Origin of the sequence: Methylococcus sp. EFPC2 (assembly GCF_016925495.1) — a bacterium.
Taxonomy (GTDB): Bacteria; Pseudomonadota; Gammaproteobacteria; order Methylococcales; family Methylococcaceae; genus EFPC2.
Map to the genome: position 1 here is coordinate 45,309 of NZ_CP070492.1, position 18,071 is coordinate 63,379.

Annotated in this window: 21 protein-coding genes; 12 read left to right on the top strand and 9 right to left on the bottom strand. The window is 62.8% G+C overall.

Annotated features, from left to right (window positions below):
- Positions 1-74: 74 nt before the first annotated feature.
- The 3 genes from nifA to cysM form a co-directional block, all read right to left on the bottom strand.
- Positions 75-1,679, bottom strand: coding sequence for a nif-specific transcriptional activator NifA (gene nifA / locus JWZ97_RS19485; RefSeq protein ID WP_205434735.1), 1,605 nt, complete (start codon positions 1,677-1,679; stop codon positions 75-77).
- A gap of 146 nt (positions 1,680-1,825) precedes the next feature.
- Positions 1,826-2,638 carry a serine O-acetyltransferase gene (cysE, locus tag JWZ97_RS19490; RefSeq protein WP_205434736.1) on the bottom strand — a complete coding sequence of 271 codons (813 nt, stop codon included), beginning with the start codon at positions 2,636-2,638 and terminating at the stop codon, positions 1,826-1,828.
- Positions 2,639-2,670: 32 nt separating this feature from the next.
- Entirely contained in the window at positions 2,671-3,603 is a 933-nt protein-coding gene (cysM, locus tag JWZ97_RS19495; RefSeq protein WP_205434737.1) for a cysteine synthase CysM, read from the bottom strand.
- 322 nt (positions 3,604-3,925) lie between these two features.
- Here cysM and JWZ97_RS19500 point away from each other — a divergent pair, with 322 nt between their 5' ends.
- Positions 3,926-4,324 (top strand): nuclear transport factor 2 family protein, encoded by a 399-nt coding sequence (locus tag JWZ97_RS19500; protein ID WP_205434738.1) that lies wholly within the window; start codon positions 3,926-3,928, stop codon positions 4,322-4,324.
- Positions 4,325-4,447: 123 nt separating this feature from the next.
- A complete protein-coding gene (locus JWZ97_RS19505; RefSeq protein WP_205434739.1) occupies positions 4,448-5,857 on the top strand; it encodes a (Fe-S)-binding protein in 1,410 nt (469 codons plus the stop codon).
- Between the two features lie 109 nt (positions 5,858-5,966).
- Here the strand turns inward: JWZ97_RS19505 and JWZ97_RS19510 are convergent, their stop codons facing one another.
- The 5 genes from JWZ97_RS19510 to JWZ97_RS19530 form a co-directional block, all read right to left on the bottom strand.
- Positions 5,967-7,199 carry a porin gene (locus JWZ97_RS19510; protein ID WP_205434740.1) on the bottom strand — a complete coding sequence of 411 codons (1,233 nt, stop codon included), beginning with the start codon at positions 7,197-7,199 and terminating at the stop codon, positions 5,967-5,969.
- A gap of 337 nt (positions 7,200-7,536) precedes the next feature.
- Positions 7,537-8,046: a GNAT family N-acetyltransferase gene (locus JWZ97_RS19515; RefSeq protein ID WP_205434741.1), complete on the bottom strand. Its 510-nt coding sequence runs from the start codon at positions 8,044-8,046 to the stop codon at positions 7,537-7,539.
- Positions 8,043-8,327 (bottom strand): DUF1778 domain-containing protein, encoded by a 285-nt coding sequence (locus tag JWZ97_RS19520; RefSeq protein WP_205434742.1) that lies wholly within the window; start codon positions 8,325-8,327, stop codon positions 8,043-8,045. The genes JWZ97_RS19515 and JWZ97_RS19520 overlap by 4 nt, the downstream gene beginning before the upstream one ends.
- Before the next feature lie 118 nt (positions 8,328-8,445).
- Entirely contained in the window at positions 8,446-8,610 is a 165-nt protein-coding gene (locus JWZ97_RS19525; protein WP_205434743.1) for a hypothetical protein, read from the bottom strand.
- Positions 8,611-8,630: 20 nt separating this feature from the next.
- Positions 8,631-9,110: a hypothetical protein gene (locus JWZ97_RS19530; protein ID WP_205434744.1), complete on the bottom strand. Its 480-nt coding sequence runs from the start codon at positions 9,108-9,110 to the stop codon at positions 8,631-8,633.
- A gap of 361 nt (positions 9,111-9,471) precedes the next feature.
- On the opposite strand from JWZ97_RS19530, the gene nifL reads away from it, so the two are divergent.
- The gene (gene nifL / locus JWZ97_RS19535; RefSeq protein WP_205434745.1) at positions 9,472-10,422 is read left to right on the top strand and encodes a nitrogen fixation negative regulator NifL; all 951 of its coding nucleotides are present in this window, start codon (positions 9,472-9,474) and stop codon (positions 10,420-10,422) included.
- Between the two features lie 18 nt (positions 10,423-10,440).
- Here nifL and JWZ97_RS19540 read toward each other — a convergent pair whose 3' ends face one another.
- The gene (locus tag JWZ97_RS19540) at positions 10,441-10,725 is read right to left on the bottom strand and encodes a bacterioferritin-associated ferredoxin (protein ID WP_205434746.1); all 285 of its coding nucleotides are present in this window, start codon (positions 10,723-10,725) and stop codon (positions 10,441-10,443) included.
- Between the two features lie 505 nt (positions 10,726-11,230).
- On the opposite strand from JWZ97_RS19540, the gene JWZ97_RS19545 reads away from it, so the two are divergent.
- The 9 genes from JWZ97_RS19545 to nifW are packed head-to-tail and all read left to right on the top strand — an operon-like array spanning position 11,231 to position 18,001.
- Positions 11,231-12,445: an IscS subfamily cysteine desulfurase gene (locus JWZ97_RS19545; RefSeq protein ID WP_205434747.1), complete on the top strand. Its 1,215-nt coding sequence runs from the start codon at positions 11,231-11,233 to the stop codon at positions 12,443-12,445.
- Between the two features lie 37 nt (positions 12,446-12,482).
- Positions 12,483-12,902, top strand: a complete 420-nt coding sequence (gene iscU, locus JWZ97_RS19550) for a Fe-S cluster assembly scaffold IscU (RefSeq protein WP_205434748.1) — start codon at positions 12,483-12,485, stop codon at positions 12,900-12,902.
- A 12-nt stretch (positions 12,903-12,914) separates the two neighbouring features.
- A complete protein-coding gene (gene erpA / locus JWZ97_RS19555; protein ID WP_205434749.1) occupies positions 12,915-13,316 on the top strand; it encodes an iron-sulfur cluster insertion protein ErpA in 402 nt (133 codons plus the stop codon).
- 19 nt (positions 13,317-13,335) lie between these two features.
- On the top strand, positions 13,336-13,659 hold the full coding sequence (gene iscA, locus JWZ97_RS19560) for an iron-sulfur cluster assembly protein IscA (RefSeq protein ID WP_205434750.1): 324 nt from the start codon (positions 13,336-13,338) through the stop codon (positions 13,657-13,659).
- Between the two features lie 11 nt (positions 13,660-13,670).
- Positions 13,671-14,204 (top strand): Fe-S protein assembly co-chaperone HscB, encoded by a 534-nt coding sequence (hscB, locus tag JWZ97_RS19565; protein ID WP_205434751.1) that lies wholly within the window; start codon positions 13,671-13,673, stop codon positions 14,202-14,204.
- Positions 14,201-16,069: a Fe-S protein assembly chaperone HscA gene (gene hscA, locus JWZ97_RS19570; protein WP_205434847.1), complete on the top strand. Its 1,869-nt coding sequence runs from the start codon at positions 14,201-14,203 to the stop codon at positions 16,067-16,069. Before hscB ends, hscA begins: the two co-directional genes overlap by 4 nt.
- Positions 16,070-16,103: 34 nt before the next feature.
- Positions 16,104-16,448: an ISC system 2Fe-2S type ferredoxin gene (fdx, locus tag JWZ97_RS19575; protein ID WP_205434752.1), complete on the top strand. Its 345-nt coding sequence runs from the start codon at positions 16,104-16,106 to the stop codon at positions 16,446-16,448.
- A gap of 11 nt (positions 16,449-16,459) precedes the next feature.
- Positions 16,460-17,656 (top strand): homocitrate synthase, encoded by a 1,197-nt coding sequence (nifV, locus tag JWZ97_RS19580; protein ID WP_205434753.1) that lies wholly within the window; start codon positions 16,460-16,462, stop codon positions 17,654-17,656.
- Between the two features lie 6 nt (positions 17,657-17,662).
- Entirely contained in the window at positions 17,663-18,001 is a 339-nt protein-coding gene (gene nifW, locus JWZ97_RS19585; RefSeq protein WP_205434754.1) for a nitrogenase-stabilizing/protective protein NifW, read from the top strand.
- Positions 18,002-18,071: the final 70 nt, after the last annotated feature.

Genomic DNA, 18,071 nt, shown 5'->3' on the forward strand with positions numbered 1-18,071 from the left:
CAAAGACGGCGGCTCTTGGCCAATCCCGTTCGGAATCCGACGATGAGTCTTCCCGCCAAACGAGCCGGGGCCGCTCAAAGCTTTTTGATCTCGATGTGATATTTCTGCAGGGCGTAGTGCATCTGGCGCGTGGTGATGCCCAGGAAACGCGCGGCCTTGGCCTGCACCCAGCCGCATTCTTCCATGGCCCAGATCAGGCGTTCGCGGGCGGATTTGAATTCCGGCACGTCGTCTTTGGCGACGGCATCGAATCCCCCCGCGGCCGGCGCGGACTGGGGGGCGATTTTCGGCACCGGGCTGGCGATTTGCGTAATGGGCCGCAGCGCGATGGAGAAGCACATATTCCTTTGGCAGGGCAGATTGATGTCCTGAATGACCTTGCCCTTGGTCATGGCCGCGGTCCGTTCCACGCAGTTTTCCAGCTCCCGGACATTCCCCGGCCAATAACACTCCGTCATGATTTGCATCGCTTCCTGCGACAGGTCGACCTGGCGCTGGTTGACCCGGTTGAAGCGCTCCAGGAAATGCTCGACCAGGGACGGTATGTCTTCCCGCCGGTCTCTGAGCGGAGGAAGAATGATGGAGATGACGTTGATGCGGAAATAAAGGTCGGCGCGGAATTCGCCCTCGGTCACCGCCGTTTCGAGGTTACGGTTGGTGGCGGCGATCAGGCGCACGTCGACCTGGATCGGCTTGTTGCCGCCCACCCGCTCGAACTCGCGCTCCTGCAGCACGCGCAGCAGCTTCACCTGGAATGCGGGCGAGATCTCGCCGATTTCGTCGAGGAACAGGGTGCCGCCGTCGGCCAGTTCGAAACGGCCCTTGCGTTCCAGGGTGGCGCCGGTGAACGCGCCCTTCTCGTGGCCGAACAGCTCCGATTCGAGCAGGGTTTCCGACAGGGCCGCGCAATTGACCCGGATGAAAGGGCCGTTGCTGCGCGCACTGAGCTGATGGATGGCGTTGGCGATCATCTCCTTGCCGGTGCCGCTCTCGCCGCGCAGCAAGACCGTGGAATTCACCGCCGCGGCCCGTTCCACTTCCACGAACACGTCCTGCATGGAACGGCTTTGGCCGATGACGTTGACCAGGCCTTGCTTGGGCCTGACTTCCTTCTGCAAACGATGCTGCTCGTGCATCATCTGCTCGCGTTCCTCGGCCACATGCTGATGCAGCCTCAGCGTCTGGCTGATGAGGTTGGCGACCATCTTGAGCAGGCGCACGTCGTGTTCCAGCGAGCCTTTGTAGCCATTCATCTCGCGGTCGATGCTGAGCACGCCTATGGTGGCGCCGGAAATCTTGATGGGGATGCCGACGAAGGCGATCACCCGGTCCGCCGAGAGCGGGCGCGATGCGGTGCGGTTGAGGAAGCGGGGTTCTTCGGCGATGTTGGGGATGACGATGGGCAAGCCGGTGTTGATGACCTTGCCGATGATGCCCTCGCCTTTCTGGAAACGGCCGCGTTTGATTTCGTCCTGGCTCAGGCCGCTGGCCTCGATGATGTGCACCTCGCCGCTGTCCTGCACCAGGGCGATCATGCAGCGGCACATGTGCATGTGCGAAGAGAGGACGTTCAAGACCTCCCGTATCGTCTTGCCGAGATCCAGGGACGAGCCCAGGATCTTGCTGATCTCGTAGATCGTGACCAGTTCCAGATTGTCTTGTTTTTCGACCGTTTGCATAACGTTTCTTGCCGCTTGGGCGGCTCGCATGATTCGGTTACGGCAGGGGACGGCCGGAAACCCGGCGCGTTTCCGGCTGCCTACGATACGAAGGTGGATACAGGAAGACGGCTAGCCGCCGCTTGAGGAAACGGGACGGCGCCCACTCACGCCGCGCGGTCCAGGTCGTCGTCCTGCTCGGCTTCGTCCATGGCCGCCTCGCACATCTCCAGGATTTCGTAATAGCCGTGCCAGCGGCCGCTCTCGGCGGAGGCCGACGCGAGTAGGCGGTTTTCCAGCACCTCGATGCGCTCCCTCAGGCCGATGAGGGTCTGGTTGACCACATCGGGGATGCGATGGTGGTCGAGGTCGATGCCGCGCGGATTCATGGCCGCCTCCCGCCGCGCTTGCACGACCTTGCCCGGTATGCCGACAACGGTGCTGTGCGCCGGCACATCCTTGACCACAACCGAATTGGCGCCCACGCGCACGCGGTCTCCCAGCGTGATGGGCCCCAGGATCTTGGCGCCCGCGCCGACCAGCACGCCGTCGCCCAGGGTGGGATGGCGCTTGCCCTTGTTCCAGCTCGTGCCGCCTAAGGTCACGCCGTGGTAGAGGGTGACGTCGTCGCCGACCACCGCCGTTTCGCCGATCACCACGCCGGCGCCGTGATCGATGAAGAAGCGCCGGCCTATGGTGGCGCCGGGATGGATGTCGATATTGGTCCACAGCCGGGTCAGGAAGGACAGCAGGCGCGACGCGTAAAGAAAGCCGCGGCACCACAGGCGGTGGCTGAGGCGGTGCAGGAGGATGGCGTGCACGCCGGGATAAGTCGTCAGCACCTCGAAGCGGGTGCGCGCTGCGGGATCGCGCTCGAACACGCAGGCCACGTCCTCCCGCCATTCCGCCAGCAGGGAAGGCGGCTCCGAAACCGCAGGTTCGCCGACGATGCTCCGGAAGACGCGAGGCTGCTCGTTCATTACCCTGATCTCCGCTTGGATGTCATGCCCTGTCAACGGCTGGGGAATACGTGGGTAGAGAGATAACGGTCGCCGCGGTCGCACACGATGGTCACGATCACGGCGTCGCTCAGTTCGGCGGACAGCCTGAGCGCGGCGGCCACCGCGCCGCCGGATGAAATTCCGGCGAAGATGCCTTCCTCGGCCGCCAAGGCCCGGGTGGCGGATTCCGCCTCTTCCTGGCCCACGTCTATGATGCGGTCCACCCGGGCGGCGTCGTAAATCTTCGGCAGATAGGCTTCCGGCCAGCGGCGGATACCGGGAATATTGGCCTTGTCGGCCGGCTGTACGCCGACGATCTGGATCGCCGGATTTTTTTCCTTGAGGAAGCGCGAGAGGCCCATGATGGTGCCGGTGGTGCCCATGGCGCTCACCAGATGGGTGATGCGGCCTTCCGTATCGCGCCAGATCTCGGGCCCCGTGCCTTCGTAGTGGGCCCTCGGATTGTCCGGATTGGCGAACTGGTCGAGCACCCGGCCGCGGCCCTCGCGCTCCATTTGGATGGCCAGGTCGCGCGCTTCTTCCATCCCGCCCTGGCGCGACACCAGGATGAGTTCCGCGCCGAAGGCCCGCATCACCGCGCGCCTTTCCTCGCTCATGTGCTCCGGCATGATGAGGATCATGCGGTAGCCCTTGATGGCCGCCGCCATGGCCAGCGCGATGCCCGTGTTGCCGCTGGTCGCCTCGATCAGCGTATCGCCCGGCTTGATGTCGCCGCGCGCCTCGGCGTGCTGGATCATGCTCAAGGCCGGCCTGTCCTTCACGGAGCCGGCCGGATTGTTGCCTTCGAGCTTGGCCAGCACGATATTGCGGCTATCCCCCGGCAGGCGTTGCAGCCTCACCAAAGGCGTGTTGCCGATGAAGGCCTCTATCGTCGGCAGCCGGTCCGCCCAGCTCGGTTCGGGTTTCAGTCGTGCACTCAACATGGCGTGGCCGTTCCGGGAGATGTTGTCACTGATGCGTTCTGGGTGCCGATGATAGAAGGGCCTGGGGCCAGGACCGGTGAAATCGGGTGGATATCTCCGCGCCGTTCGTCGCCGCCAGTCACGGCGCTCATGGCGCTTTCCGCCTGTGGGATCGTATAGAACCTGCCGAAGCAGAATGTGCGCCAACGCACTTTCGTGGCTATAGGCTTAATCTGTCTGGGATCGCCCGGCTTTTGCCGGGGCCATCTTTGTAGGAAAGGCGACAAAAGCGGCGAACATGACGCGGGTGCGACAATTCCGGCGCGAAAGATATACTGCCGCCATGGACATCCACACCGCCCTCTTCGCCAACGAGGCTTTTTACCTGGCCTTTTCCCAGCGCGATTTCCCCGCGATGGACCGCTTGTGGGCCCAGGCATCGCCGCTGCTCTGCATCCATCCGGGCTGGCCGGCGCTGACCGAGCGCGAGGCCATCCTCGCCAGTTGGCACAACATCCTGCAAAACCCGGCCACCGGCTACGCCGTCCCGCACCATGCCCAGGTCCTGGCATACGGCACGCTCGCCACGGTGGTCTGCTACGAGGAAATCCAGGGCGAGATCTTCGTCGCCAGCAATACCTTCATCGAGGAAGACGGCGAGATCCGCCTGATCCAGCATCAGGCCGGACCTTGCGCCCATCCGCCCCAGCCGGAAAGCAAGGCCGCGCCGGTCATGCAATAGTCCGGTCTGTCGCAATCGCGACAGACCGAACTCCTGATCTCGCCGCAATATCAGTCATTTGCATAAGGCCTTGGGCTGGCACCGGTCCTGCATCCCTAAGGTTTTCACAGCAAATTCGACGGCATGGAAACTCAACTCGACTGGTCCGCCTACGACAGTTACGGCGCCGGCGACGCCTATGCGGCGTTGCCCGCCGAAGGCGGTGCCTACGGCAAGGCGGCTGCGGTCTGCATCGGCAACCGCCAGTGCCAGCGCAGCGAAAAAGGCGTGATGTGCCCAAGCTTCCGCGTCACCCAGGATACGGCGCATTCGACCCAGCACCGGGCCGCCACCCTCAAGGCCGCCCTCAACGGGGAATACGGTCCCAAACCCTTCCTCGGTCCCGAGTTGCAAGCGGCGATGGATTTATGCGTGAGCTGCAAGGGTTGCAAGCGCGAATGTCCCAACGGCGTGGACATGGCCTTGCTGCGGGTGGAAGCGTTGGCCCAGCGCTGGAGCCAGTCGGGTAGAGTTCCCTTGCGCGAGCGCCTGCTGGCCAACCTGCCCCGCCTGGCGCCCTGGCTGGGACGTTTGGGCTGGCTGCTGCGCCTGCGCGAACGCCTGCCCCTGCTGGCCCGGCTACTCGAACGCGGGCTGGGCATCTCCGCGCAACGCAGTCTGCCGCAAGGCGCCAAACGCAGTTTCCTCTCCCATGCTCCGCAGCAGGCCGTAGGTACCGAGGACGGCCGCGAGGTGGTCTTGCTCGTGGATACCTTTTCCAACCATTTCGAACCCGCTACCGCTCAGGCCGCCCTCGACGTGCTGCTGGCCGCCGGCTACCGGGTGCACATCGCCCGCCCGGCATCCGGCCAGCGGCCGCTGTGTTGCGGACGGACCTATCTGTCCAACGGGCTGGTCGAACAGGCGCGGGCCGAGGCGAAGCGTGTGGTCGAAGCGCTGGAACCCTATGCCGAACGAGGCCTGCCCATCATCGGCCTGGAGCCTTCCTGCCTGCTGATGCTGCGCGACGAGTATTACGCCCTCGGGTTCGGCGAGCAGACGGCGAAGATCGCCAAGAGCGCGCTGTTGCTGGAAGAATTCCTCGCCAAGGAACACGACGGCAAACGCCTGAACCTCCCCTTGCAGCCTTTGCCCGGCGTACAGGCACTGGTGCACGGACACTGCCATCAGAAAGCCTTCGGTGCGATGAAAGCCATGCGCAAGGTGCTGGGCCTGGTGCCCGGCCTGCAAACCGAACTCATCGAATCGAGCTGCTGCGGCATGGCCGGATCCTTCGGTCTGGAAAGCGAGCATTACGACGTGTCCATGCAAATGGGCGAGCTCGCCCTCCTGCCCAAGCTGCGGGAAGCCGACCTCCAGACTCTGGTGATCGCCAACGGCACCAGTTGCCGCCATCAAATCCGCGACGGCGCCCAGCGAGAAGGCCTGCACCTCGCCCGAGTATTACAGGCCGCGCTGGGAAAGCCCGCTCCGGCGGATGAAACATCGGAATCCGACTCGGTTGAAGTAAAGGAAGCTCCGGCCGAGGTTTAAACAACGGAAATCGAGGACTGCAAGCGGCGACGCTTGCGCTGAGGCAACGCTGCCTCAGCGCGGTGAGCCCGTCGGGCGGTCGTACCCCTCACCATGGATGGCAAAGGATTCAGAACCGCACCACTACATCCGTGGCAAACATCAACTGACTCTTGCGTTGGCCGTTGTCGAAAGCATTGGCTTTGTCAGCCCAGTCGTAGCGTACTTCCGGGCGGACCACAACCCATTTGAGCGGCTTCCAGTTCACGCCGGTGGTGACCTCGTAATAGCTGGAGCCGATCCCTACGGGCGTGCTACCGGGCCGGTCGTTCAGGCGATAGCGCACGCCGTCCTGATCGCGGTTCCACTCCCCGCGCACCCCGATACCGAGCGTTTCGTCGATCTCGTATACGAGACCATTTTGTATGCCGTACCATTTGGTGTCCTTGCCGGCACGAGTCGGATCGTTTTGCTGGATGCCGTAGGTATGCTGCAGTACGTAATGGAGATGGTCGATGAACTCGTGCTGGTAGGTCAGCGTGTAACGCGTCAGGTTGTCTTGATTCGAACTCTTGTCGCCGGTGACGACCGCCGCGGAGGTCGCAATCTTTTTGTCATCGCTGGTCCAGCCGAACTTGCCGAGGAAATTCCAGTTACCCATGTCCTTGTTGACGTTATCCCACCCCATGACACCGCCGCCCGTGATCGAAAAATTGGCGGTGATTGGGTAAGTCAACAGCACGCCGGTGTGGGTGAAGGGTCCGTCCCAGGTGAAACTGTTGGTGCGCGAGTAGAAGAAGTTGTTCGGCGCCATGACCGACTCGTAATTGGTCAGTCCATAGAAATGCCCCGCCTTGATGGTAAGGCCATTACCGACCGGGGCGTAGATTTCGGCGTATAACTGGGGCAGGGCGATGTTGTAGAAACGCGAGGTGCCGTCGGTGATCAAGCCCCGGTCCCAGTGGTCGGTGGACTGGGCGATGAATGCATCGGTGCCGTAGAGAAAATCGAAACGGCCGCCGAAGTCCCAGGAATCGCCCTGCTTGGCGACTTCGCGCTCCAGGTACAGATAGAGCTGCTTGATCTGCGGCTCGGCGTCACGGTCATTGAGACCGACCGGGCCGTTGAACCGATCGGGCGAGCTGTTGAAATTGGTGCTGATACCGGCATCCAGCCATCCACCCACGGACAATCCCAGGTTCTTCATGAACTCGGGTTTGTTGGCCGACGGGAACGCCGCTTCCCAGGCCGTTTTAGTCTCGGCGATATTCTTGGCATGGATAGGACTGCAGAGCCCCGAGAGCAGGGCGCCACCCAATAGGGCTATCGCTCCGATCGCCCTGTTTTCACGATGAATATTCATAGTCGTCTCTCCCTATCTTGCGCATCAAATCAGCCAAGGCCAACTTCAACGATCCCTACACCCGGTGAGCCGAATCAGACTCCGTGATACCCCGCAGCCCCGGCACTTATATGAGCACTTCGTGCTCTTTGTATATGACCCGGGTAAGCCGTCGACATCGTGGTTCAGCCCGCGATCGACCGCTTTCCCGCCCCTCGCTCATCGGATCTTCTCGCCCCTGATCGTAATGCTTTGTAGGAAAAGCGCAACAAATTATTGCAAATATACAACATGACATCGAAAAATAATCGTGTCTGCCCCCGTTTTACGTTTGGATGTTTTGCCTCGATGGCCGGACTTAAAAACCGGGCTCCCCGAACATGCGGTGGGTAAGGGGCAATACCCATTGATGCGGCAAACTGCCGAACGCCACGAAGCCGTGGTGACGATAAAAGGCGGCGGCGTGATCGTCCTTGGCATCCACGACTAGCGCAAACACGGCCACTTCCGAGCGGATGGCCCGCGTCATGGCATCCCACAACAGGGCTGCGCCGAGTTTTTGCCCGCGATAATCCAGATGAACGGCGAGGCGGCCAAGACGGGCAACGGGAACGGCCGAGTAACGGGGCAGCCGCTTTGCCAAGCTGGCCGGCACTTCGACCAGCGGGATGCCGCCTGCTGCGAGGGTGTAGTACCCGGCAATCCTGCCGGTGGCGATTTCGACAGCGACATAGCAAGCGGCCACGCGCCGGCGCATGTCTTGGCTCGCTTGCTCGCGGAAGTACCGGTCCAGCGGCTCGACGCCGCAGGCAAACCCTGCCCTGTCATGCCCCGGGGTCAGGGCCGCTATCGCGAAGCGGGCCGTCACGAGCCCTGGATCAATTCGGCGTGGGCTTGGGCTGCACGTTGCAGCGCGGGCTTGGGTGCGGGTGGGGTTAGCAGTAGATCGACGAAACGCCGCTGGTCTTCCAAGGACAGTCGGAGCACGCTGCTTTCCTCTATCGTCTGTTGCGCCTTTTCCTGTGCCGCCGCCACGACGAAGTCGCTGATACTGCGGCCTTGGAGTTCGGCAGCGCGTTTGACGATGGCCAGCACGTCCGGAGAAATGCGCGCTTCGAGCCGGGCGCTGCGGGTGGTATCTCTGGGCATCAGGGCCTCCTCCGTTTCATGGCCTTAAAGTGTACGGTATTAAGCCGGACAATTTAAAGCGTAATCGGTCGAGATGCTACCAACATGCCCGGCGTATCACCCGTCTACCGGCCCGGCATCACTCGTTCATATCCGGAAACAGGATCACTTCGTCCGGGACGCCTGAGCCGTTTTCCTGCAGACTCAGGCCGCCGACCAGCGCGTAGCCGGCGTCGCCTTCATAGAGGACGACCGCGTTCTTGGGCATGTTCTGCAGGGCTACGATGAGTTGTTCGACCGTCATGTGTTTGCCTCCGCCGTCCGTCACAAATCGTCGGATATGACTTCCAGTGCGATCAACTGGTCACGCAAAGCCACGTGGGCATAGATGCCCTCTCTCCCGTCGTAGAGCGGATCCCGATAAAGCGCGTTGGTCGCCGCTTCGTCGGACATATAGACCCGGCAGGTTTGCAGGTCTTCGGCGATGGCCGCGACATGGGCTTCGAATTCGCTCACCGGCTCGGCCTGATAGACGCCGTCGCCCAGCAGATAATCCGCCCGGTACAGCGGCGTGTCCCAACCATGCGCTTCGGCGAGATCGAATAGCCCGGCCTGTGCGTCGCGAGCACCGGGCGAGTCCGGCGTAAAGCCGGCCGCTTCGAGCAACTGGCGTGGAGTCGCCGTCGCGAACAGGGTCTGCCCGCCCGAACGTCTCGCTTGAACCTTGCGGGCGAAATCCTCTTTATCGAAGGCAAACCATGCGGATGGACGTGCTTGGTGGGGAAACTCGACGATATAAATCATGGTGTTGTCCTGGCTATGGCTGAAAGTTAAGAAGTTGAAAGGTCGAAACGCGGGGCTTCCGCCGGCCGGGCAGTGTCGGATAGCCGGCAATCGCAGGCCCCATTGTCGGATTCGCAACATGCTTGCATGGGCAATGACGCCGCACCCGCGCGCGCAGCCCATGGCCGGCCCATTGGCATGCTGTCTGCTTAGCCATTACCGGTATTGATCCCTGGAGGAATTCCATGGCGTCCGACCCGGAAATGCCGGGCTTGCCGGATGAAACGGAGCGTAAGCCGGTGTCCGGCCCCCGCGCGCTTGAGTCCCTCGAGTCCCATGCTTTTCGGGGCGCTTCCTACAAGCATTCGACGGTGAACCCAACATGCCGAAAGCCTCTTACTTCCTGACTTCAGAAGCCTGCCCCCAGGGGACGCTCCACCGTTTTTGCCAGAAGCTCAAGGGCTATTGCGGCGGCATCAAGACCTCCGCCCCCCGCACCGCATGGCTCCCGGCCCCCGCTTCGAACCCGTTGCCCGACATCGCCGGACCCACCCGCACCTCCCGGCAGCGGGCCAAGGAAGCGGCGCGCGTCGATGCGCTCAGGGCCTCCCTGGCCGAGGAAGAAAAAAGGCTGAGCCTGAAAGAAGCCTTGTCCGGCGCGCTTTACCAATTGCAGGGCCCGATCAATCTGGTTGCCGCCACGCAGAACACCTTGCGGCGGCGCAACAGCGATCACCAGCATGACGCCCTCATCGAGGCCTTGCAGCATATCCTCGACTCCGGCCTGGCTTCCGTGGCGACCCTGCAAAACAGCCTTCCTCAGGCCGATACGGAAAATCCGGCGCCGGTGAACCTGAACCAGATCCTGTACGAAGCTCTCTCGCTCACGGCACCGGCGCTGCGCGAACACGGCATCCTGGTCAACTGGCATCCGGTCCCCGAACTGCCGCCCCTGCATGGCTTGGAAAACCGCCTGCGCGTGCTGTTCAAACAGCTCATCGACAATGCCGTCGACGCCATGTGGCAGGACGGCGGCCCGCGCCGGGAGCTGAGCTTTTTCACCTGCTCGAACGGCAGCGAAATCCATGTGTGTATCGAAGATACCGGCCCCGGCATACCCGCTCATCTGCACGTCAAGGTTTTCGAGCCATTTTTCAGTACCCGGGCCGGCGAAACCCGGCGCCATGTCGGCATGGGACTGACCTGGGGACGGGAGGTGGTCAACCAACATCGCGGCCTCATCCAGATCGACCCCGATTATGCCCAGGGCTGCCGCATCCACGTCCGCTTCCCGCTACAGGCGCCGGCCGAGCCGCTACCCCTCGCGGTCTGAAGCCCGCTCTCCCCTCAATCAAGCCGGGCAAACGGCACTTTCCGCGATCCGCGCAACCGCCTCGTTCGACAGGCACAGACGACCGGGCATCTTGAAAACCCGCGCAGCCTCCCCGTTCGAGCGCGCCATCGGGCCGCCGGCCGGCAGCGTCTGCTGCAATAAATCCCTGACCTCCTGATTGCACTTGCCGCAAGCGGTACCGACCTTGAGACAACGGGAAATGTCCTTGCGCGTGCATAAGCCGCCCTGGATGGCCTCGCGTATCTGGTTCTCGGTGACGCCTTTGCAAATGCAAACGTACATGGATGGATCGCCCCGCTCGTGCTTGCCTGAACCTAAGCTAGGCATCATTCGTGCCGACATCCGGCGGCTTCGCCTGGGCCGCCGCTCTGCAAGCAATCCGGTGCGTTTCCCAGCGTCCCACAGGCTCTGTTCCATTCGTTACAGAGGGCATGAACTCAGGGGCTTTTGTAGGAAATACGACAAAACACCTCGTTTTGTCGCGACGCCCATCGCCCCCGCCACCCGCAGGCCTCGCGATTGCCGGGCCGGCGGTGAGTTTTGGGGCCTTGCACCAGAGTAGGGAAAGATACGCCACACCGTGCGGCGCGGGCTTTGAAGTCCGGGTTTTTGTGGCGAACAAGACAAACGCAACCGCCGCCGTCGTCTTCTATTTTCATTAACTATCAATTGCTTATGCTATTTTTCAGGGATGGCTCGGCTCTTGCATTCTCCATGGCAACATTGCCACGCGCCCCAGACGATGTGGCCTCCTACTGATGGATGGCGTAACCCGGAGAGCATGCCCATGAAGTTACCGATTTATCTCGATTACTCGGCGACCACCCCGGTGGATCCCCGCGTCGCGGAAAAGATGATCCCCTTTCTGACCGAAAACTTCGGCAATCCGGCCAGCAAATCGCATAGTTTCGGCTGGACCGCCGAACAGGCGGTGGAGAATGCCCGCGAGGAAGTCGCCAGGCTGGTCAACGCGGATCCCAAAGAAATCGTCTGGACCTCGGGCGCGACCGAGTCCGACAACCTGGCCGTCAAGGGCGCCGCCTATTTCTACGAGACCAAGGGCCGCCATCTGATCACCCTCAAGACCGAGCACAAGGCGGTGCTCGATCCCATGCGCGAACTCGAATCCCAGGGTTTCGAAGTGACCTATCTGGACCCCAAGCCCGATGGCCTGCTGGATCTGGAAGCCTTCAAAGCGGCGATCCGCCCGGACACCTCGGTTGTCTCCATCATGCACGTCAACAACGAAATCGGCGTGATCCAGGATATCGTCACCATCGGCCGGATCTGCCGCGAGCACGGCGTGATCTTCCACGTCGATGCCGCGCAATCCACCGGCAAGGTGGAGATCGACCTGGAAAAACTGCCGGTCGATCTGATGTCCTTCTCCGCCCACAAGACTTACGGCCCCAAGGGCATAGGCGCGCTGTACGTGCGCCGCAAGCCGCGCATCCGCCTGAAGGCACAGATGCACGGCGGCGGCCACGAGCGCGGCCTGCGCTCCGGCACCCTGGCCACCCACCAGATCGTCGGCATGGGCGAAGCCTTCCGCATCGCCCGTGAAGAAATGGCCGAGGAATCCAAGCGCATCCGCGCCCTGCGTGACCGGCTGCTGGCCGGCATCCGGGACATCGAGGAAGTGTTCATCAACGGCGACCTGGAACAGCGGGTGCCGCACAACCTCAATGCCAGTTTCAACTACGTGGAAGGCGAATCCCTGATGATGGCCATCAAGGACCTCGCGGTCTCCAGCGGCTCGGCCTGCACCTCGTCCAGCCTGGAGCCTTCCTACGTGCTGCGCGCCCTGGGGCGCAGCGACGAGCTCGCACACAGTTCGATCCGCTTCAGCATCGGCCGCTACACCACGGAAGCGGATGTCGACTACGCCGTCGCCCAGATCAAGAACGCCGTCGAGCGTCTGCGCGACATTTCCCCGCTGTGGGAAATGTACAAGGACGGCATCGATCTCAACTCGGTCCAATGGGCCGCCGCCGCGCATTAAGCGGCTTTCGCCACTCTCAACGCGTCAGGAGTACACCATGGCTTACAACGACAAGGTCATCGATCACTACGAGAACCCCCGCAACGTCGGGACTTTCGACAAGGAGGAAGACGGCGTGGGCACCGGCATCGTCGGCGCGCCGGCCTGCGGCGACGTCATGAAGCTGCAGATCAAGATCAATGACGAAGGCATCATCGAGGACGCCAAGTTCAAGACTTACGGCTGCGGTTCGGCGATCGCCTCCAGCTCGCTGGTGACCGAATGGGTCAAGGGCAAGACCGTCGAACAAGCCTTGGCCATCAAGAATACCGAAATCGCCGAAGCCCTGGCCCTGCCCCCGGTCAAGATCCACTGCTCGGTACTGGCGGAAGACGCCATCAAGGCGGCCGTGTCCGACTACCAGGCCAAATCCGGCGTGACCGAAGAAGGCTACGAAGTCTGCAAATCCGCCGCATAACGAGGAATCACCATGACCGCTATCACGACCACCCCCATACAGGATCTGACCCCTCCGGGGCCCGCGCTGTTTTTCACCAGCAACGCCGCCAGCAAGGTGAGCGAACTGATCGCCGAGGAAGGCAATCCGGAGCTCAAGCTTCGGGTCTACGTCTCCGGCGGCGGCTGCTCCGGCTTCCAATACGGCTTTTCCTTCGAGGAAGCCGTGAACGACGACGACACCTCGGTAGTCACCGACGGCGTGACCCTGCTGGTGGATCCCGCCAGCCTGCAGTATCTGGCCGGCGCCGAGATCGACTACCAGGACGGACTGGAAGGCTCGCGTTTCGTCATCAAGAACCCGAATGCCTCCTCGTCCTGCAGCTGCGGCAGCTCCTTCTCGGTCGACGGCGGCGCCACCTGTTCCTCTCACTAAGTCCACGGGAGCACGCAAGATGGCTATCACTTTGACTGAAAAAGCGGCCAAGCAGGTCCAGAAGCATCTGACGGCACGCGGCGCCGGCGTCGGGCTCAGGTTGGCGGTCAAGACCTCCGGCTGTTCGGGCCTGGCCTATACCCTGGAATTCGTCGACGAAACCGCCGCGGAAGACCAGAGCTTCGAAAGCCACGGCGTCACCTTATTGGTCGACCCCAAGAGCCTGGCCTACCTGGAAGGCACCGAACTGGACTTCGTACGCGAGGGCATGAACGAGGGCTTCAAGTTCAACAACCCCAACGTCAAGAACCAGTGCGGTTGCGGCGAGAGCTTCAACGTCTAGGAGAGCTCGGCATGACACCGGCAGCGAGCGGCAATTATTTCGAGCTTTTCCAACTGCCCCAGGATTTCCGCCTGGATCTGGGCAAGCTCGACAGTCACTACCTGGAACTGCAAACGCGCGTGCATCCGGACAAGTCGGCGCATCTGAGCGACGCCGAAAAACGCCTCTCCCTGCAATGGGCCACCCTCGCGAACGAGGCTTACCAGACGCTTAAACGGCCGCTGGACCGGGCCCGTTATCTGCTGAAAATCCACGGAATCGATACGCAGGAAGAAAACAACACGGCGATGCCGACCGAGTTCCTGCTGGAACAGATCGAGTGGCGCGAGGAACTGCAGGGCGCCGTAGTGTTGCGCAACCTGGACGCCCTGGAGCGGCTGTCGGCCCGCCTGAAGACCGAAACGGACAGCCTGTTCGATTCGCTCGGCAGCTTGCTCGAGGACGAACGGCAACATCCGGCTGCGGCGGTCATCGTCCGCCAGTTGGCTTTTCTGGAAAAACTCGGCCGCGACATCAACGACGCCCTGGCCACACTGGAGGACTGATGCTGCTGCAAATTTCCGAACCCGGCGCCACCCAGGCCAAGCCGCCCCGCCGCCTGGCCATAGGCATAGACCTGGGCACCACCAATTCCCTGGTCGCGACCGTCGCCGACGACGGCTCGACGAGCGTGCTGACCGACGCCAGCGGCCGCGCCTTGCTGCCCTCGGTCGTGCGCTACCACGCCGATGGCGAAATCGAAGTCGGCTACGGCGCCAAGCTGTTCCAGAGCGAAGACCCGGAAAACACCTTCGTCTCGGTCAAGCGCTACATGGGCCGCGGCCTGGAAGACGTGAGCGCGCGCCAGGATGCGCCCTACCGCTTCGTCGACACGCCCGGCATGGTGCAGTTCGAGACCAAGGCCGGCGTGATCAGCCCGGTACAGGTGTCCGCCGAGATCCTGAAGTCGCTGCGCGAGCGGGCGGTGCAGGCCTTGGGCGACGAGATCAGTGGGGCCGTCATCACCGTGCCCGCCTATTTCGACGACGCCCAGCGCCAGGCTACCAAGGATGCGGCCAAGCTGGCCGGCCTGGAAGTCTTCCGTTTGCTGAACGAACCGACCGCGGCCGCCGTGGCCTACGGTCTGGACCAGGCCGCCGAAGGCACCTACGCGGTCTACGACCTGGGCGGGGGTACTTTCGACATCTCCATCCTCAGACTCACCCGCGGCGTATTCGAAGTGCTGGCCACCAACGGCGATCCGGCCCTGGGCGGAGACGACTTCGACCGCGCCGTCTACGACTGGCTGCTGACGCAAAACGGCTACGGCGAACTCTCCACCATCGACACCCGCCGCCTGCTGAGCGCGGCCCGCGAAGCCAAGGAATTGCTGTCCGACAACGACAAAGTCGACTTCCATACCGAGATGTCGGACGGCTCCGTCGCGACCGTTTCCATCGACCGGGCCACCTTCACCGGCCTGACCGACGATTTGGTTAAGAAAACCCTGAGCCCGGTACGCAAGGCCTTGCGCGACGCCGGTCTGTCCATCCAGGACATCAAGGGCGTAGTCCTGGTCGGCGGCGCCACCCGCATGCCCATCATCCGCCAGGCGGTGGGCGAGTTCTTCCAGCAGGCCCCGCTGACCGACCTGGATCCGGACAAGGTCGTCGCCCTCGGCGCCGCCATGCAGGCCAATCTGCTGGCCGGCAACCGCACCGGGGACGACTGGCTGCTGCTGGACGTGATCCCGCTCTCGCTGGGCATCGAAACCCTGGGCGGCCTGTCGGAAAAGATCATCCAGCGCAATTCCACCATCCCCGTGGCGCGTGCCCAGGAATTCACCACCTGGAAGGACGGCCAGACGGCGATGAGCATTCACGTGGTGCAGGGCGAGCGCGAACTGGTCAGCGAATGCCGCTCCCTGGCCCGCTTCGAGTTGCGCGGCATCCCGCCCATGGTGGCGGGCGTGGCGCGGGTGCGCGTCACCTACCAGGTGGACGCCGACGGCTTGCTGAGCGTCTCGGCCACCGAACAGACCAGCGGGGTGGAATCCCATATCGAGGTCAAGCCGTCCTACGGCCTGAGCGACGGCGACATCGCCCGCATGATCGAGGACTCCTACGCTCACGCCAAGGAAGACCTGGAAGCCCGCCGCCTGGCGGAACAGAAAGCCGAATCCGCCCGCCTGCTGGAGGCGACCGAATCGGCCCTGGCCGAGGACGCCGGATTGCTGGACCAGGACGAACAGGCCGCCATCCTGCAAGGCATGCAGGTCCTGCGCACCGCGCTGGAAGGCGACGATTGGGAGGCCATCAAGCAGGCCGCCGACAAGCTCAACGAGATCAGCACGGAATTCGCAGGACGGCGCATGGACTACAGCATCAAGGCCGCGCTGACTGGGCAGAAAGTGGACGCCTTGACCGTATGAAACCCAACCCGCCACCGACCCGGTCGAGCTGAATATGCCGAAAATCACCCTACTGCCTCATGACGAGTTGTGCCCCGATGGCGACACGATAGATGCCGTCAGCGGCCAGTCGATCTGCGACGCCCTGCTGGAAGCCGGCATCGAGATCGAGCATGCCTGCGAGCATTCCTGCGCCTGCTCCACCTGCCATGTGATCGTCCGCGAAGGCTATGCCTCGCTCAACGATCCCGACGAAATCGAGGAGGACATGCTGGATCGTGCCTGGGGCCTGCAGGCCACTTCCCGGCTGTCCTGCCAGGCCATCGTGGACGGGGCCGATCTGGTGGTCGAGATCCCGCGCTACAGCCTCAACCTCGCCAAGGAAGCCGCCCACAAGTAAGGCCTGAACACATGAACGGCAACCGACTCATCGTCATCAACGACACGACGCTCAGGGACGGCGAACAAACCGCAGGCGTCGCCTTCGACGCCGAGGAAAAACTCGCCATTGCCAGGGCCCTGGCCAACGCCGGCGTACCCGAGATGGAAGTGGGCATACCGGTCATGGGCGCCGAGGAACAGGAGGGCATCGCCGCCATCGCCGCCCTCAAGCTGCCGGCCCGGCTCATGGTCTGGGGTCGCATGTGCGAGGCCGATCTTAAGGCCGCGGCCGGCTGCGGGGCGCATCTGGTCAACCTGTCCACACCCGTGTCGGACATCCATCTCAAGCACAAGATCAACCGCTCGCGCGACTGGGTGCTGGCCACGGTCGCCCGCTTCGTCGCGGACGCGCTGGATACCGGCATGCAAGTCTGCGTGGGCATGGAAGACGCCTCGCGAGCCGATCTGGATTTCCTGATCCGGGTGGCGGAAACGGCACAAAAGGCCGGCGCCCGGCGGCTGCGCTTCGCCGATACCTTGGGGATCCTGGATCCGGTTTCCACCTTCGAGCGTATCCAGAAGCTGACCCGGGCCGTGGATCTGGAAATCGAGATGCACGCCCACAACGATTTCGGCCTGGCGACGGCGAATACCCTGATGGCCGTGCGGGCCGGAGCCAGCCACGTCAACACCACGGTCAACGGCCTGGGCGAGCGCGCCGGCAATGCCGCCATCGAGGAAACCGTGATGGCCCTGCACCATTTGTACGGCCAGGATACCGGCATCGCCGTCGGCCATTTCCCGGCGATTTCCCAACTGGTGGCGCAAGCCTCCGGCCGGCCGGTGGCGGCCAACAAGAGCATCGTCGGCGAGGCGGTATTCACCCACGAGGCGGGCATACACGTCGATGGCCTGCTGAAGAACGTGCTCAATTACCAGGGCGTGGACCCCAAGGAATTGGGCCGCGAGCATCGTTTGGTGCTGGGCAAGCATTCCGGCTCGCATGCCGTCGTCAGGAGTTACCGCGAACTCGGCATAGACCTCAGCGAAACCGACGCCACCCGGCTTTTGCAGCGCATCCGGCTGCACGCCAACCAAACCAAACGGCCGCCCAGCGACCACGAGCTGCGGCGTTTTTACCGGGAAACGACCGCCGCCGAACGGCCCCCGCTCGTACGCTTGAGTGCGGGCCGCAAGCAACGATTTGCACATCATCAAAACAGGTAACCGCCCATGCATCCTCTCTTGCAGCGCATCCAGCAGTTTTCCGCGGCCGAAGAGTTTCTCGATTTCTTCGGGATTGATTACCAGCCCGACGTGGTCCACGTGAACCGCTTGCACATCCTCAAGCGCTTCAACCAATACCTGAACCGCACACCCATCCCGGAAGACGCGGACGAAGCCGCCGCCCGAGAAACCTGCAAGAGCCTACTCAAGCAGGCCCATGACGATTTCGTGAAATCCAATGCGGCACAGGAAAAGGTGTTCAAGGTGTTCCAGGACCAGGATGGCAAGAGCATCTCGCTGGACAGCCTCAAGGCCAGCCTGACCACGCGCGCGCAAAAGGCTTGAGAAAGTCAGGCAGGTCGGATTAGCGGCTACTGCGCGTCATCCGACCAGACAGCAATTCGTCGGGTTACGG

Bases quoted from the DNA above. Each gene is read 5' to 3' on its own strand.
- cysE (WP_205434736.1), bottom strand. From the start codon at position 2,638: ATGAACGAGCAGCCTCGCGTCTTCCGGAGCATCGTCGGCGAACCTGCG.
- cysM (WP_205434737.1), bottom strand. From the start codon at position 3,603: ATGTTGAGTGCACGACTGAAACCCGAACCGAGCTGGGCGGACCGGCTG.
- hscB (WP_205434751.1), top strand. From the start codon at position 13,671: ATGACACCGGCAGCGAGCGGCAATTATTTCGAGCTTTTCCAACTGCCC.
- nifA (WP_205434735.1), bottom strand. From the start codon at position 1,679: ATGCAAACGGTCGAAAAACAAGACAATCTGGAACTGGTCACGATCTAC.
- JWZ97_RS19505 (WP_205434739.1), top strand. From the start codon at position 4,448: ATGGAAACTCAACTCGACTGGTCCGCCTACGACAGTTACGGCGCCGGC.
- iscA (WP_205434750.1), top strand. From the start codon at position 13,336: ATGGCTATCACTTTGACTGAAAAAGCGGCCAAGCAGGTCCAGAAGCAT.
- JWZ97_RS19500 (WP_205434738.1), top strand. From the start codon at position 3,926: ATGGACATCCACACCGCCCTCTTCGCCAACGAGGCTTTTTACCTGGCC.
- JWZ97_RS19540 (WP_205434746.1), bottom strand. From the start codon at position 10,725: ATGTACGTTTGCATTTGCAAAGGCGTCACCGAGAACCAGATACGCGAG.
- JWZ97_RS19510 (WP_205434740.1), bottom strand. From the start codon at position 7,199: ATGAATATTCATCGTGAAAACAGGGCGATCGGAGCGATAGCCCTATTG.
- JWZ97_RS19520 (WP_205434742.1), bottom strand. From the start codon at position 8,327: ATGCCCAGAGATACCACCCGCAGCGCCCGGCTCGAAGCGCGCATTTCT.
- fdx (WP_205434752.1), top strand. From the start codon at position 16,104: ATGCCGAAAATCACCCTACTGCCTCATGACGAGTTGTGCCCCGATGGC.
- nifW (WP_205434754.1), top strand. From the start codon at position 17,663: ATGCATCCTCTCTTGCAGCGCATCCAGCAGTTTTCCGCGGCCGAAGAG.
- nifL (WP_205434745.1), top strand. From the start codon at position 9,472: ATGCCGAAAGCCTCTTACTTCCTGACTTCAGAAGCCTGCCCCCAGGGG.
- iscU (WP_205434748.1), top strand. From the start codon at position 12,483: ATGGCTTACAACGACAAGGTCATCGATCACTACGAGAACCCCCGCAAC.
- JWZ97_RS19545 (WP_205434747.1), top strand. From the start codon at position 11,231: ATGAAGTTACCGATTTATCTCGATTACTCGGCGACCACCCCGGTGGAT.
- JWZ97_RS19525 (WP_205434743.1), bottom strand. From the start codon at position 8,610: ATGACGGTCGAACAACTCATCGTAGCCCTGCAGAACATGCCCAAGAAC.
- JWZ97_RS19530 (WP_205434744.1), bottom strand. From the start codon at position 9,110: ATGATTTATATCGTCGAGTTTCCCCACCAAGCACGTCCATCCGCATGG.
- erpA (WP_205434749.1), top strand. From the start codon at position 12,915: ATGACCGCTATCACGACCACCCCCATACAGGATCTGACCCCTCCGGGG.
- nifV (WP_205434753.1), top strand. From the start codon at position 16,460: ATGAACGGCAACCGACTCATCGTCATCAACGACACGACGCTCAGGGAC.